Origin of the sequence: Pseudomonas sp. Y39-6, from assembly GCF_023651955.1 — a bacterium.
Taxonomy (GTDB): Bacteria; Pseudomonadota; Gammaproteobacteria; order Pseudomonadales; family Pseudomonadaceae; genus Aquipseudomonas; species Aquipseudomonas veronii.
In genome coordinates, this window is sequence record NZ_CP069594.1 from 5,471,267 (window position 1) to 5,486,499 (window position 15,233).

Here is a 15,233-nt window from a genome sequence, read left to right on the forward strand (position 1 = left end):
GGCAAGCCCCCTCCCACACTGGAATGCATTCCAAGAGGGGCGGTGCGAGGGTTCGGCTTGCTCCCGATAGCAGTATCAGGATTTATCCTGGTCCCGTGGCCAACTCAGGCTGAAGCACGCCCCTCCCAGGTTGTTGCTCTTGCTGATCAATGCCCGCCCGCCATGCCAATGAATAATCCGCCGCACAATCGACAAGCCCAGGCCATGCCCGCCCGAGGCGCGGGTTCGGCTGTCGTCCAGGCGCAGGAACGGCGTGAAGATGCGTTCCCAGGCGCTTTCCGGTACGCCGGGGCCATCGTCTTCCACATCGATGCGGCAGCGCACCTGGCCGACCTGGTAACTGATCAGCACCCGGCCCTGGGCATGGCGCATGGCATTGCTCACCAGGTTCTGCAGGGCGCGGTGCAGGTAGCGCGGTTCGGCATCGACCCAGGCATCGTCCCAATGCACCGATGACAGGCAGATACCACGGCTCACGCTGACCTGCGGGCGCAGTGGCGATAATTCGCCGATCACCTGGTCGAGTAACGCATTGAGGTCGACCCGCTGGAAATTCAGCTCCGGCGCGCCCTGCTCCAGGCGCGCGTAGGTGAGCATTTCGTCGACCAGGCCGTCGAGGTCCTGAATATCGCTGTCCATACCTTCGAGGTATTTGCGCCGGGCCTGCGGGGTGGCGGCCTCGCCGATCATCTCCAGGCCGAAACGCAGGCGCGCCACCGGGGTGCGCAACTCGTGGGACACCGCGCGCACCAGTTCGCGCTGGATCGCGAGCAACTGCTGCAGGTGCTCGGCCATGCCATTGAAGGCGGCGGCCAGGCGCCCCACCGAGTCGGCGCCGCGCGCGGGCACGCGCACTTCCAGGTTGCCTTTGGCAATACGCGTGGCAGCGGCCTCCAGGCCTCTGAGCCGGCGCTCGAGCTGACGCACCAACAGATAGACGATCAGGCCAATCAGGGTCAGGCCGATCAATGCGATCAGGATCAACCATTGCGCCGGGTACGGGTTCATTTGATACAACGGGCCGATTTCAAGCACCCAGGGCGTGCCGACCATGCCGGCAAACACCCGAATCGAGTCGCCGCCCTTGCCCAGCGCCATCACCGTATCGCCCTCCGACACGCGGCGGCGCTGGTCGTCGTCCATATCGGCCTGATCGAGGGCCATCAGGTGCATCTCGAAGCCAAACCCTTTGGCTTCCTTTATATCCGCCAGGCGTTGCGGTTGCTCGGCCACCGGAAAACGCACCAACTCGTCGGCCAACAGGTAGATCGTCGCCCGCGCCAATTGCTCGCTGATCTGTTGCACTTCACCTTCCAGCACCAACTGATCCTGCTCGCTGACCAAACGCAGGACCCGCGCCGCATGGGGGCCGGTCTGTTGCACCAGCACCTGGCCATGCTGCAGGCGGGTGCGTTGGCCGAGGTCCAGTTGGGCATCGGTGTACGTGCGCAGCATCAGGGGAATGCCCAACAGGCGCTCCCACACCGCCAGTGCGCGCTGGCGCTCGATCGCGCTCATGGGTTGCAGGTTGTCGCCCATCAAGGCAAAGGTGCCGTGGGCCAGACGCTCACGGTACTGCCCGCTGCGCACGTCGTTGAGCAGGTGCAACGCCAGCACGCCCAGCAGCGCCACCAGGATCAGCGCCGCGCACATGCCGCCGTAGATGCGCAGGAAGATCGAGTTCACAGCGGTATGTCGCCAGCGGCTTCGGGGACGAACAGATAGCCTTTGCTGCGCACGGTCTTGATCAGGCGCGGGTGGATCGGATCGTCGCCGATCTTCGGACGGATGCGCGAGATACGCACGTCGATCGAGCGGTCCTGGCCGTCGTAGCCGATGCCGCGCAGGGCGATGAAGATTTCTTCGCGCGACAGGATGCGCCCGGCATTCGCCACCAGCAGCCACAGCAGGTCGAACTCGGCGCTGGTCAGTTCGATGCCGTCGCCCTGCAGCCAGGCTTCGCGCAAGGCGTTATCCACGAGCAGCGGGCCGAATTGCAGGCGGCGCTGGTTTTGCGCGACGGCCGGTTCCGCCGGCTCGCTGCGGCGCAACAGGGCCTGGATACGCGCCAGCAGCAGGCGCGGGCGCACGGGTTTGCACACGTAGTCGTCGGCGCCCATGTCCAGGCCCAATACCTGGTCCATGTCGTCGGTACGCGCGGTGAGCATGAGGATCACCCCGTCGTAGCGCTCGCGCACCTTGCGGCAGATGCTCAGGCCATCTTCGCCGGGCAGCATCAGGTCGAGAATCACCAGGTCCGGCTGTTCGGCGATGATCCGCGCCGCAGCCTGGGCGCCGTCGCTTTCCACCGACACGCGCAGGCCGTTGCTCTCCAGGTAATCACGGGTCAACTCGGCCAATCGCTCGTCATCCTCGACGATCAGGATTTGCCAGGCTTCATGCTCCACAGGTAATCCTCGTTGTTATTAGGGGATTGGTTGGTCTGCTCGATCAAATGTGGGAGGGGACTTGCTCCCTCCCACATGTTGATCTTCGCCAGCCACACCTTATTTGTAATGTTGTGAGGGCATAACAATGATCGATTGTAGCCATGCCCCAACCCTCGAACACAAGCCAGGAAATGCATTCGGTGATGCGGTTTTTTTGTGATAGGGTTCGCGCCCTCAAAAATCCAAAGAGCCGTTTTTTTCTTGGAATATTCAGTGACAAACGGCGCGGTCCAGCAGTACTGCGGCCTACACGGGCATTCTACGTTTCATACACATTTTACTCACAGCGTTATCCACAGGCCCTGGATTGCTAAGCCTCCAAAAACGCATTATCTTGTACCTCGGCGCCAAAAAAACCCTACATGTAGGGTTTTGAACTAAAAGACCAAACACAAATCAGACAAGAAACTCAAGCCCTTTCTTGCTCCTGTTTGGTCCAACTCCAGCATTTTTTGAAAGCCCAAACCGCTCATGCGGATGGCAACCGTTTTAGCGCTCCAACAGCGTAAAACGGTACGGGTGTTGCAGTGCTTGAACCGGGCAACTGTCACCCACCAGGAATACGGCGAGGCGCTTTTGAGCGCCAAACCGAAGACTTCGGCATGGAAGCGGCGCGATAAGCCCCCCTTCCTCCTGTCCCGAAGTTGTTATGCCAGGCCAAGGCCTGCTGTAAGTGCTTCAGGACGGAACGGTGGGCACCGTGATGGTGCCCAAATAAATATAGAATGTGGAGACAACCCCCCATGCAAACCGACACAACTCGCGAGAACCCGCAGGGCTCCGTGCCGCAGGCCGCTGATTCGAATATGGATCTGTCCGCCACTGCACCCGGCCAACTGCGCGTGATCAAGCGTAACGGCACTGTCGTTCCTTACACCGATGACAAAATCACCGTCGCCATCACCAAAGCGTTTCTTGCAGTTGAAGGCGGCAACGCTGCCGCCTCGTCGCGCATCCACGACACCGTTGCCCGCCTGACCGAACAAGTCACCGCGACCTTCAAGCGTCGCATGCCTTCGGGCGGCACCATCCACATCGAAGAAATCCAGGACCAGGTCGAACTGGCCCTGATGCGTGCCGGCGAGCAGAAAGTCGCCCGCGACTACGTGATCTACCGTGATTCGCGCGCCAAGGAACGTGCCGTTCGCTCCCCGGCCGACGAAGCCGCTGTACACGCGCACCCATCGATCCGCATCACCCTGGCCGACGGCACCTTCGCGCCGCTGGACCTGGGCCGCCTGAACACCATCATCACCGAGGCCTGCGAAGGCCTGGAAGAAGTCGACGGCGACCTGATCCAGCGCGAAACCCTGAAAAACCTGTACGACGGCGTGGCCCTGACCGACGTCAACACCGCCCTGGTGATGACCGCCCGTACCCTGGTTGAACGCGAGCCGAACTACTCGTTCGTCACCGCGCGCCTGTTGATGGACACCCTGCGTGCCGAAGGCCTGGGCTTCCTCGGCGTGGCCGACAGCGCCACCCACCACGAGATGGCCGACCTCTATGCCAAGGCCCTGCCGGCCTACATCGCCAAGGGTATCGAATACGAATTGCTGAACCCGGTCCTGGCCACCTTCGACCTGGAAAAACTCGGCAAGGCGATCAACCACGAGCGCGACCAGCAGTTCACCTACCTGGGCCTGCAAACCCTGTACGACCGTTACTTCATCCACAAGGACGGTATCCGCTTCGAACTGCCGCAAGTGTTCTTCATGCGCGTGGCCATGGGCCTGGCGATTGAAGAGAAGCACAAAGAAGACCGTGCCATCGAGTTCTACAACCTGTTGTCGTCCTTCGACTACATGTCGTCCACGCCGACCCTGTTCAACGCCGGTACCCTGCGTCCACAGCTGTCGAGCTGCTACCTGACCACCGTGCCGGACGACCTGTCGGGCATCTACCACGCGATCCACGACAACGCCATGCTGTCCAAATTCGCCGGCGGCCTGGGTAACGACTGGACCCCGGTGCGCGCGCTGGGTTCGTACATCAAGGGCACCAACGGCAAGTCCCAGGGCGTTGTGCCGTTCCTGAAAGTCGTCAACGACACCGCCGTAGCGGTCAACCAGGGCGGCAAGCGCAAAGGCGCTGTATGTGCCTACCTGGAAACCTGGCACATGGACATTGAAGAGTTCATCGAGCTGCGCAAGAACACCGGCGATGACCGTCGTCGTACCCACGACATGAACACCGCCAACTGGATTCCTGACCTGTTCATGAAGCGTGTCTTCGACGACGGCAAGTGGACCCTGTTCTCGCCGTCCGAAGTGCCGGACCTGCACGACCTGACCGGCAAGGCCTTCGAAGAGCGCTACGAGTACTACGAAGCCCTCACCGAGTACCCAGGCAAGGTCAAGCTGTTCAAGACCATCCAGGCCAAAGACCTGTGGCGTAAAATGCTGTCCATGCTGTTTGAAACCGGCCACCCATGGCTGACCTTCAAAGACCCGTGCAACCTGCGCAGCCCGCAGCAGCACGTAGGCGTGGTCCACAGCTCGAACCTGTGCACCGAGATCACCTTGAACACCAACAAGGACGAGATCGCTGTTTGCAACCTGGGCTCGATCAACCTGCCGAACCACATCGTCAACGGCAAGCTGGACACCGCCAAGCTGGAGCGCACTGTCAACACCGCTGTTCGCATGCTCGATAACGTGATCGACATCAACTACTACTCGGTGCCACAGGCGCAGAACTCCAACTTCAAGCACCGTCCGGTTGGCCTGGGGATCATGGGCTTCCAGGACGCTTTGTACCTGCAGCACATTCCTTACGGTTCGGACGCCGCGGTCGAGTTCGCCGACAAGTCCATGGAAGCGGTCAGCTACTACGCGATCCAGGCTTCCTGCGACCTGGCCGACGAGCGCGGCGCCTACGAGACGTTCCAGGGCTCGCTGTGGTCCAAAGGCATCCTGCCGCTGGATTCGCAACAGATCCTGATCGCGCAACGTGGCCAGAAGTACATCGACGTTGACCTGAACGAATCCCTGGACTGGGCGCCGGTACGTGCCCGTGTGCAGAAAGGTATCCGTAACTCCAACATCATGGCCATCGCACCGACCGCGACCATCGCCAACATCACTGGCGTGTCGCAGTCGATCGAACCGACCTACCAGAACCTGTATGTGAAATCGAACCTGTCGGGCGAATTCACCGTGATCAACCCGTACCTGGTTCGCGACCTGAAAGCCCGCGGCCTGTGGGACTCGGTCATGATCAACGACCTGAAGTACTACGACGGTTCGGTGCAGCAGATCGAGCGCATCCCGCAAGAACTCAAAGAGCTCTACGCGACTGCCTTCGAAGTGGACACCAAATGGATCGTTGACGCCGCCAGCCGTCGCCAGAAGTGGATCGACCAGGCGCAGTCGCTGAACCTGTACATCGCCGGCGCTTCGGGCAAGAAGCTCGACGTGACCTACCGCATGGCTTGGTACCGTGGCCTGAAAACCACTTACTACCTCCGTGCCCTGGCCGCGACCAGCACCGAGAAGTCGACCATCAACACCGGCAAGCTGAACGCGGTTTCCAGCGGCAACCACGGTGATGACTCGGTGCTCGCCGCACCGGCCGGCCCGGCCCCCGTGCCGAAAGCCTGCGCGATCGACGAGCCGGATTGCGAAGCCTGCCAATAAGCTGAGCACGTTCCGGGCTTGATGGCCCGGGATTGGAAAACCCCGATATTCCCTTGCTGCAGTTGGGTTTATCGGGGTTTTCTTTTGCCTGGGCAAAGGCTCGTCAGTCGTCGAACAATATGGTCGCAATCCCCGACCGGGGTACCCCGCCCCGCTTGCCCCACAGTTCAATCCGGCCACCGATCACCGCCATCGAATGACCGCCATACTCCACCGTCCCCACCTTGCCGCTTCGCAAGTCGGCATCCGTGGCCTGCCGGTAATTTTTGCGCAAGCCCAGACGGTCCAAGCCTTCCCGGCTGTACTCGCCGTCATTGAGGGTACGTATGCCATCCAGAAAGCTGCGTCCGGCAGTGCCGTCGTTGTTTTCCAATTGCGCGCGTTTTGCGCTGACGGCAAACATGAAATTGGCGTTGGTCATCATTTTCGGGTCATCGCCCTGGAAACGTGCATGAGTGGCAGCCAGCCGCACTTCATCCTTGGTCAGGTCAACCTTGACACCATCGCGCATGGTCACAGAGTAGCCATTACCCGTCTCTTTGACCTCTTTGAAGACGTCGGTGGGCTTCTCGCCAAATTGCATCATGGCGGCTTTAATCGCTGAAACCGTCACGCAATTGCCGTCCGGCCCCTGTCTGAAGCCGCTCCAGATATTCTCCGGTTTTTTCCCCGGCTCGCTGTCATCGGGCTTGTAGTCGAAATGCTTCGCGCCTTCGGTAATCGGCTTGTCGCTCATGGACTCGCTGGGGCCGAAACCACCGCCGCCGCCTCCACCGCCTCCACCGCCGCCGCCGCCGCCGCCGCCCCCCCCTCCCCCACCGCCGTCCGGAGAGGGGGATGGAGACGGTGCTGGTGACGGCGGCGCATCCGGGCCATCCGGAAATTCCTCCGGGAAGGCTCTCTTCATGAACGCCTGAAAGCCCTCAGGCGCGTCTTTCTTCACCTCTTCGAGGATCTCCTTGAACTTCTCTTCGCCGAGCTCCTTTCGCTTTTCATTCAGCTTGTCCCGCAGCTCCTGGGCCGTCTGGTTCTTGGAGGTTTTTTCGGCATCTTCAAGCTCCTTGATCAGCTTCGTGATACTGTCCTTGACGGCCCCCTTGTCGTCCTTGGTGCCATCAGACTGGTTGACCCCCTTCTGGTACTGTCCTCCCCACCCCCCCTCGTAACGCATCCCCCCAGCCCCTTGGCCGGATATCGATGAATTCCACATACCGCCTCTCCCAGGTAATGAAACAACCCAACGCCTCTCGGCTTGATAGGTGGAAAGACAGGTGTGGTGCGTTCCAACAAAGGCGTGTCATCTCGTAACCGCATCGGGGGTGGGAAAAGGTCCTGATGCCAAATAAAACGCAAAAAAAAGCCCCTCGATCGAGGGGCTTCTTGTGCAGCGTTAGCGCATCAGGTCATCTGGATGATGGTCTGCATGATGGTGCTCTGGGTGGAGATGGTCTTGGCGTTCGCCTGGTAGTTGCTCTGGGCCTTGATCAGGTCCACCAGCTCGTTGGTCAGGTTGACGTTGGAGTTCTCCAGGGAGTTGGCCACGATCGAACCGAGGGTGCCGGCTTGAGGGGTGTCGTATCCCGGTTGGCCCGAGGCAAAGGTCTCTCTCCAGGCCGTGCCGCCTGCCGGTTGCAGGCCTTGTTCGTTGTTGAAGCTGGCCAGGGAGATCTGGCCAATGGCCTTGCTCTGCTGGTTGCTGAAGGTGGCGAACAGTACACCGCTGCCGTCGATTTTCAGCCCGGTGATCTGGCCGGTGGCATAGCCATCGGTGACCGGTGGGTTGCGATAGCTGGCCGAATTGTACTGGGTGATATTCGCCATGTTGACCGCAATACCGCCGGTGTTGGCAGCGGCGCCGTTAGCAGTCCATACACCGTTGGTCACGGTGCCCGGTTTCCAGTTGGAAATGGTCAGGGTGGTGTTGGAGACTATGCTGGGCGGGGTGACCACGCCAGCGAGCTTACCGGCCGTGTCGAACGTCAGGGTCGACGCGACAGGTGCCACCGCGCCTGCGCCACTGATCGGGGTACCATCAGGGTTACGCCCGTCGATCAGGGTGTAGGAGTTCCATTGGTTGGAACCCGTCTTCACCAGGTACTGCACCATCGGGTGAGCGTTGCCTTGGGTGTCGTACAAGGTGGTGCTGTACTGGGTGGTGAAGGTCTTGGTGTCGGTTGGGTTGAAAGGCTTGGCCACCTGGTCGATCACCGCCTCCGAGGAGTTCAGGTTACTGGTGGAATCGACGGTGCTGGAGGCTTTTGGCGGCAGGTTCGACAAGTTGAGTTGCAGGTCGACCAAGCCACCCTTGACGATCTTGCCGTTGTCATCCGCCGCGTAGCCTTGCAGGCGCGAAGTACCGGTGTTGTTGGTGATGTAGCCGTCTTTGTCTGCACGGAAAGCACCGCTACGGGTGTATTCCAGCGAACCGTCGCTGCCCTTCTGTACGAAGAAGCCACCGCCCTGGATCGCCATGTCCAGGATGCCGCCACTGTTGTTGACGTCGCCCTGGGTGAATTGCTGGGACACGGCCGCCAGGTTCACACCGTTACCGATGCTGTTCTGGCCGGTGCCCAGCTTGGACGCCGCGTAGATGTCCGCGAATTCCGCACGGGACGATTTGAAGCCAGTGGTCGCGACGTTGGCGATGTTGTTGCCGGTCACGTCCAGTTGTTTGTTGGCCGCATAGAGGCCGCTCAGGCCGATGTTAAAAGACATGTTTCTCTCCCTCTGCCGTATCTAGCCGGCTCTATGTACCGATAGTCTGAATTTGCGACAGCTTGACGCTGCCCATGCCGCCTGCAAGGTTGAGCAGCATTTCGCCGCCGGTCTTGCTCAGGGTCACGCTGGTGACCGTCGCCGGCAGCGAAGTGGCCAGAGCCACTGCGTCGCCCGCGTCATTCTTGGTGGTGGCCGTAAAGGTGTAAGTCCCTGCCGGGGCGACCTCACCGTCAGCGTTCTTGCCATCCCAGATGAAGTCGGAACTGCCCGCGCTCTGTGCGCCCATATCGAGGGTACGCACCACGACACCGTCTTTGTCGGTGATCTTGACCGAGACGTTGCCCGTTGCCGCCGTCACTGCGACCGAGCCGGTCATGCTCTTGCTGGTGTCCACCAGCGCCTTGTCGGTCTGGGTAATGATCGAGCGACCGACCAGCGACGAAGCCTGCAATGCTTGCGACGAGCTGAAGTTGCTGGAGATGCTGTTTACCGAGTCGTTCAGGGTGTTGATGCCTTCCAGGCTACTGAACTGCGCCAACTGAGCCACGAACGCACCGTTGTCCTGAGGCGACAGCGGGTTCTGGTTCTTCAGTTGGGTCACCAACAGTTGCAGGAACGCATCCTTGCCCAGCGACTGGTTGCCCGTTGCCGTCTTGGTGGCGGTGCTGAGGCTGCTGTTGTCCGTCGCAGTCTTGACCTTGCTGTTGAACAGGTCCTGGACTGCCGAGTTGTTCGTCGTATCAACAATGGCCATTGTTTGGCGCCCCTTATCACTGACCCAGGGTCAGGACCTTCTGCATCATGGTTTTGGCGGTGTTCATCATTTCCGCGTTGGTCTGGAACGAGCGACTGGCAGAGATCATGTCAGCCATTTCCTCGACCACGTTGACGTTCGGGTAGTACACGTAGCCTTTTTCGTTCGCCGCAGGGTGATTAGGCTCATAGCGCGCTTCCAGATTGCTCTGGTCTTCAACCACGCCGAGTACCTGCACGCCTTGCCCGGCAGCGTCCTGATTCTGGAACAGCGAATCGCCGCCGCTGCTCTGGCCGCCCTGAAACATGGTGGCGAACACCGGGTGACGGGCGCGGTAGGTCTGGTCGATGCTCGAAGACACCGTCTCGGCGTTGGCGATGTTACTGGCGACGGTGTTCAGGCGCGTGGTCTGCGCGCTCATGCCACTACCGGCAATATTGAAAACACTGGCTAAGGACATGGCTTACTCTCCACGCAGGGCTGACATCAGCCCTTTGAATTTGCTGTTGAGCAGGGTGAAGCTGGCCTGGAAGTTCACCGAGTTCTCGGCGTAGGCCGATTGCTCCAACTGCGCGTCGACGGTGTTCTGGTCGATCGACGGCTGCATCGGCGTGCGATACAGCAGCGATTCGTCGCCACTGCTCAGGCCTTGCGCTTCGATATGACGGCTGTTGGTCATGTTCAAGGCGAAGGTGCCGTTCTTGGTCTTGTCCTGCTGTGCGGCGAGCACGGCGGAGAAGTCCAGGTCCCGAGCCTTGTAGTTCGGGGTGTCGGCGTTGGCAATGTTGTTGGCCAGGACTTCGGCACGCTGGGCGCGAAAGCCGAGGGCTTGTTCGTGGATACCGAGCGCTTTATCGAAGCTGATGCTCATGGCGGAAACCTTTAGGCTGACCTGCTGTTCGTTAACAGGGTTATAGCAAGGTGCATGCCAATCTGGCTAAAGCCCATATATCAAGGGGTTACGCAGAGATTGCCGGCGGCAATGCCAGAAAAGCGGCAAACGGCTTCCGCGTGGCGCCAGTAAAGCGGCAATCGGGAGTTGCCGCTTTTACCTTGCCGCAAAACAAATGTGGGAGGGGGCTTGCCCCCGATAGCGGTGGTTCAGTCATAGATACTGAGACTGACACACCGCTATCGGGGGCAAGCCCCCTCCCACACTTTGACTGCGTGCGACTTACTTGGCCTGGTAAATGATCCCAGGACTGCACTGCACCATCTGGAAATGATCCGGCAGGCCGTTCAGCGCCTCGGATGCACCGAGGAACAGATACCCCCCGCGCTTGAGCGTGCCGTGGATGCGCAGCAGGATGTCTTTCTTCACTTCGGCCGAGAAGTAGATCAGCACGTTACGGCAGAACACCATGTCGAACTTGCCCAGGCTGGCGTAGCTGTCGAGCAGGTTGAACGAGCGAAACTCCACCCGGTTCTTGATCGGCGCCTTGACCGCCCAACGCCCCGCCCCTTTCGGGTCGAAGTAACGCTGCAGGCGTTCCGGGGACAAACCGCGGCCCAGGGCCAGGCTGTCGTACTCGCCGGTCTTGCAGTTGGTGAGCATGGTGCCCGACAGATCGGTGGCGACAATTTGCGCGCCGGCCTTCAACTGGCCCATGTTCGTCCGTTCGAACTCGTCGATCGCCATCGAAATCGAGTACGGTTCCTGCCCCGAGGAACAGGCTGCCGACCAGATCCGCAAACGCTGACCCGGGCTGGCCTTGATCGCCTCGGGCAGCACTTTGCTCTTGAGTACCTCAAAGGGGTAGGTGTCGCGAAACCATAGGGTTTCGTTGGTGGTCATGGCATCGACCACCATTTCCTTGAGCCCGCTGCGCGGCTGGCTCTGAATCCGCTGGACCAACTCACCGAGGGACTTGATGCCCTGCTGTTCCATCAGTTTGTTGAGACGGCTGGATACCAGATACTGCTTGTTTTCACCGAGCAATATGCCACAGGCTTTTTCCAGGAAGACCCGGAACTGTTCGAAATCCAAATTACCCGTAGACAATGATACCGCCTCTTAAATCGTGTGACCGCCAGGGAAATTCCCCTAGCCGTGATCTGCTGCCTTGATCCGGTCGACTACCCGGGATGCCAGGTCATCAGGGCGGAACTTAGCCAGGAAGTCGTCAGCACCGACCTTCTTGACCATCGCCTGATTGAATACGCCCGACAACGAAGTATGCAGGATGATATGCAATTTTTGCATGCGTGGATCGTTGCGTATTTCAGCCGTGAGGGTATAGCCGTCCATTTCCGGCATCTCGATGTCGGAAATCATCATCAAGAATTCTTCTTCCGGCTTCTTGCCTTCATCCACCAGTTTGCGCAGGTAATCCAGCGCCTGGCGGCCATCGTTGAGCGCCACCACCTCAACGCCGATGGTTTGCAGGCAACGGGTCACCTGTTTACGCGCCACCGAGGAGTCGTCCACCGTCAGCACCCGCAGCGAAACCGCCTTGTGCGCCGTTTCGGCATCGACGACGCCAACCGAAATCGCTTCGGAAGTCGGTGCGACTTCGGCGAGGATTTTCTCCACGTCGATGATTTCGACCAACTGGTTGTCTACTCGCGTCACCGCCGTGAGGTAGTGATCGCGACCGGTGCCCTTGGGCGGCGGATGGATCTCTTCCCAGTTCATGTTGACGATACGTTCCACCGAGCGCACCAGGAAACCCTGGGTCTTGGTGTTGTATTCGGTAATGATCACAAACGGGTTTTCGCGGTCTTGCAGGCCGGCCGAACTCGTGGCCAATGCCAGGTCGAGAATCGGGATGGTCGCGCCACGGATGTTGGCTACGCCACACACCACCGGGCTCGACTTGGGCATGATCGTCAGCTTGGGACACTGCAGTACTTCCCGCACTTTGAACACGTTGATGCCATAGAGCTGCTTGCCGTCCAGGCGAAAAAGCAACAACTCCAGGCGATTCTGCCCTACCAGCTGTGTGCGCTGGTTTACTGAATCCATTACACCTGCCATGCCCAGACTCCTACGCTAAAACCTTTGGGGGTACGACGCGCACCCAACACTAAACGGCACGAGCTTTGCTTTTTATTGGCTATGGATATGAAAACGACAGTTTCCCGACGCACTCGCCACTCACGGTATCGCAGATTGCTCTGCGCCTGGATGGCGTTGTTTGCCGTGGGCGCAGGCATCACTGCCCGCGCCGCCGACGTCACCTTGCCTGATCTACTTATCGGCGTCACCCAAGGCTTTCTTGAATTCACTGTAGAAGATTATCTGGCAACCACCCAGACGCCAGGACGCTATGAAATCCAGGTCAACCAATTGGATCCGCGCCTGCGCATGCCGATGTGCGACAAGGAATTGACAGCCAGCCTGGAAAGCCCGGCCCAGCCCATTGGTCGCGTGACGGTCAAGGTGCGCTGTGAAGGGACCTCGCCCTGGACCGTGTTCGTGCCCGCCCAGGTCAAACTGTTCCGCGATGTCGTCGTGGTGTCGCGGCCGCTCAAACGCAGCGGAATCATCGGCTATGAGGATGTCATCTTGCGCGAGCGGGACATCAGCCTGATCAATCAGGGTTACCTGACGTCAGTGGACCAGGCTGTCGGGCAACGATTGACCCGACCAATGGTCGCCGACCAGGTCATCACCCTGGTCCATCTTGAACAGGCAGAAGTCATTCGCAAGGGCGACCAGGTCATCATTTCCGCCAGCAGCGGCGGGCTGAATGTGAAGATGCCGGGCGAAGCGCTGTCCAACGGCGGCATGAGCGAACAGATCCGGGTCAAGAACCTCAATTCCAACCGCGTCATCAAGGCACGGGTCACCGCGCCGGGCCAAGTCGAGGTGGCTTTATAGATCACTGGAATAGGACGCCAGCTTTTCCTACACTGTACGCCTGACGTTCGTGCATGCAGGTTTATTGTCAATCGTGCCTAAAGTTTGTCCGGGTATGGCCGAAACCATGGCAAGCGTCCAAATACCCAGAGGTTTTTTTATCATGGTCATCGATTTCAGCCGTTTGAATAACGCCCCGGCTTTGCCAGGCACTACGCGCACCAGCGGCACCAAGGACAGCGTAGACGCCAAGGCCCAGCCTCTGCCCGCCAAAGCGGAACAGGCCGGCGCCAGCCAAAGCGGGGAATCCGTACACCTGAGCAATGAGGCTCAACAGTTGCAGAAGGTCACTGACTCGCTGCGCGATCAACCTGTCGTCAATCAAGCCCGTGTGGCCGAATTGAAACAGGCAATCGCCGATGGCAGCTATAAAGTCGACAGCAACCGTGTAGCCAGCAAGCTGCTTAACTTCGAAGCCGAGCGCTAGGCAAAGGCCTGCGCCAGGCTTTTGGACGCTTAAAACCCAAGGCCAGCCATGCACCACGACGAAAATCTGCTTCAACTGATCATTGATGATCTGGCGCCGACGCAACAATTGCTCGAGCTGCTCAAAGAAGAATCCCTGGCCCTGTATGGCCGGGATATGCCGCTGCTGGAAGAAATCCTGGCGCGCAAGCAGTCGCTGATTGTCCTGCTGGAACAGCACGGCAAGAAGCGTAGCCAGATTCTCGTCAGCCTCGGCCTACCGGCAGATCAAGACGGCCTCGCTCAGTTGGCCAGTCATTCCTCGGTCGGCGATCAGTTGCTGGCCCAGAGCAAAGAACTCAATCAATTACTCACCCAGTGTCAGGAAGCCAACCTGCTCAACGGTCAGTCGATCCAGCTTCAGCAAGCCACGACCGCCAATCAGTTGCGCATACTCCATGGCGGCGAACCTCCGGCCCTGTATAACGCCCAAGGCTCTACCTCGCGCATGGTCAAGCCAAGCACCCGCAGCCAAGCCTGACGTCGGTTTAACGTGCGCCCTATCCAAGGCGTGCGACATACTGGCAAAATGATGGTTCTTGCGTGTAGTCGTATATTGTCTGGAGATGGAAGAACCGTGTTCAACGCCCTTAATGCGGAAGAAGCTCCGCAGCCACCCAAGGTGTTCACCACGCCTCTGGAAATCGCTGGCACCTTGCGCATGCTGCAAGAAAGCCATGACCCGCTGATCATCACCTTCCATGAACGCAGCCAGCGCTTTCAAAGCTACCTGGTCGACGTCGACCGGGACAGCAAGACCCTGGCCCTGGACGAAATGATCCCCCGCGATGGCGAACGCTACCTTGAGAATGGCGAACCCTTCCGCATCGAAGGCTTTCACGACGGCGTGCGCGTTGCCTGGGAAAGCAACGGCACCCTGAGCATCAGCGAAAAAGGCGGCCACCGTATCTACAGCGGCAACATGCCGGACGAAGTGGTCTACCATCAGCGCCGCAATGCGTTCCGCGCCGCGCTGAAACTCGCGCAATTGGTGAATATCGAGTTGGGCGGCGAGAAACTCAAGGCGCCGGTCAGCGGCAAGCTGCTGGATATCTCCGCCACCGGCTGCAAATTGCGCTTTGAAGGCGATATTTCCGAGCGCCTGCAGTTGGGCCAGGTCTACGACCGTTTTATCGCCGCACTGCCCTTTGGCAGCATGACCACCTCGGTCGAACTGCGTTACCTGCACTTCGAAGAGAAGATCAACACCACCTTCGCCGGCGTGCGCTTTCACAACATGAGCGGCCTGGTGCAGCGCCAGGTCGAGCGTTTTGTGTACCAGTTGCAACGCGAAGCACGACGCTTCGACAAAGACGACGATTTTTAAGCATTCAGATCGCGATAAA

The 15,233-nt window shown here is 59.6% G+C and carries 14 protein-coding genes; 5 read left to right on the forward strand and 9 right to left on the reverse strand.

Annotation, left to right across the window (positions count from 1 at the left end; all coding sequences use genetic code 11):
• Window positions 1–75: 75 nt before the first annotated feature.
• Together JN756_RS24810 and JN756_RS24815 are read right to left on the reverse strand one after the other, a co-directional pair.
• The gene (locus JN756_RS24810; protein ID WP_046489255.1) at window positions 76–1,686 is read right to left on the reverse strand and encodes an ATP-binding protein; all 1,611 of its coding nucleotides are present in this window, start codon (window positions 1,684–1,686) and stop codon (window positions 76–78) included.
• Complete coding sequence (locus JN756_RS24815) at window positions 1,683–2,408, reverse strand: response regulator (protein WP_046382346.1); 726 nt, start codon at window positions 2,406–2,408, stop codon at window positions 1,683–1,685. The genes JN756_RS24810 and JN756_RS24815 overlap by 4 nt, the downstream gene beginning before the upstream one ends.
• Before the next feature lie 785 nt (window positions 2,409–3,193).
• Between JN756_RS24815 and JN756_RS24820 the strand changes: the two genes are divergently transcribed.
• Window positions 3,194–6,088 (forward strand): ribonucleoside-diphosphate reductase subunit alpha, encoded by a 2,895-nt coding sequence (locus JN756_RS24820; protein WP_046382345.1) that lies wholly within the window; start codon window positions 3,194–3,196, stop codon window positions 6,086–6,088.
• Between the two features lie 103 nt (window positions 6,089–6,191).
• On the opposite strand, the gene JN756_RS24825 is transcribed toward JN756_RS24820, so the two are convergent.
• From JN756_RS24825 to JN756_RS24855, 7 genes are all read right to left on the reverse strand, one after another.
• Window positions 6,192–7,259, reverse strand: a complete 1,068-nt coding sequence (locus JN756_RS24825; RefSeq protein ID WP_236255059.1) for a hypothetical protein — start codon at window positions 7,257–7,259, stop codon at window positions 6,192–6,194.
• A gap of 227 nt (window positions 7,260–7,486) precedes the next feature.
• Window positions 7,487–8,803, reverse strand: a complete 1,317-nt coding sequence (flgE, locus tag JN756_RS24830) for a flagellar hook protein FlgE (protein ID WP_057005510.1) — start codon at window positions 8,801–8,803, stop codon at window positions 7,487–7,489.
• 31 nt (window positions 8,804–8,834) lie between these two features.
• Window positions 8,835–9,560 carry a flagellar hook assembly protein FlgD gene (gene flgD / locus JN756_RS24835; protein ID WP_057005511.1) on the reverse strand — a complete coding sequence of 242 codons (726 nt, stop codon included), beginning with the start codon at window positions 9,558–9,560 and terminating at the stop codon, window positions 8,835–8,837.
• Window positions 9,561–9,576: 16 nt separating this feature from the next.
• The gene (flgC, locus tag JN756_RS24840) at window positions 9,577–10,020 is read right to left on the reverse strand and encodes a flagellar basal body rod protein FlgC (RefSeq protein ID WP_046382341.1); all 444 of its coding nucleotides are present in this window, start codon (window positions 10,018–10,020) and stop codon (window positions 9,577–9,579) included.
• A gap of 3 nt (window positions 10,021–10,023) precedes the next feature.
• Window positions 10,024–10,431, reverse strand: coding sequence for a flagellar basal body rod protein FlgB (gene flgB, locus JN756_RS24845; protein WP_003175633.1), 408 nt, complete (start codon window positions 10,429–10,431; stop codon window positions 10,024–10,026).
• Window positions 10,432–10,734: 303 nt separating this feature from the next.
• Window positions 10,735–11,562 carry a protein-glutamate O-methyltransferase CheR gene (gene cheR, locus JN756_RS24850; RefSeq protein ID WP_026140309.1) on the reverse strand — a complete coding sequence of 276 codons (828 nt, stop codon included), beginning with the start codon at window positions 11,560–11,562 and terminating at the stop codon, window positions 10,735–10,737.
• Between the two features lie 42 nt (window positions 11,563–11,604).
• A complete protein-coding gene (locus JN756_RS24855) occupies window positions 11,605–12,537 on the reverse strand; it encodes a chemotaxis protein CheV (RefSeq protein ID WP_026140310.1) in 933 nt (310 codons plus the stop codon).
• A gap of 81 nt (window positions 12,538–12,618) precedes the next feature.
• On the opposite strand from JN756_RS24855, the gene flgA reads away from it, so the two are divergent.
• From flgA to JN756_RS24875, 4 genes are all read left to right on the forward strand, one after another.
• Window positions 12,619–13,383 (forward strand): flagellar basal body P-ring formation chaperone FlgA, encoded by a 765-nt coding sequence (gene flgA, locus JN756_RS24860; RefSeq protein ID WP_032804943.1) that lies wholly within the window; start codon window positions 12,619–12,621, stop codon window positions 13,381–13,383.
• Window positions 13,384–13,525: 142 nt separating this feature from the next.
• The gene (flgM, locus tag JN756_RS24865; RefSeq protein ID WP_017849175.1) at window positions 13,526–13,849 is read left to right on the forward strand and encodes a flagellar biosynthesis anti-sigma factor FlgM; all 324 of its coding nucleotides are present in this window, start codon (window positions 13,526–13,528) and stop codon (window positions 13,847–13,849) included.
• Window positions 13,850–13,897: 48 nt separating this feature from the next.
• Window positions 13,898–14,368, forward strand: a complete 471-nt coding sequence (locus JN756_RS24870; RefSeq protein WP_057005512.1) for a flagella synthesis protein FlgN — start codon at window positions 13,898–13,900, stop codon at window positions 14,366–14,368.
• Between the two features lie 96 nt (window positions 14,369–14,464).
• Window positions 14,465–15,214 (forward strand): flagellar brake protein, encoded by a 750-nt coding sequence (locus tag JN756_RS24875; protein ID WP_017849177.1) that lies wholly within the window; start codon window positions 14,465–14,467, stop codon window positions 15,212–15,214.
• Window positions 15,215–15,233: the final 19 nt, after the last annotated feature.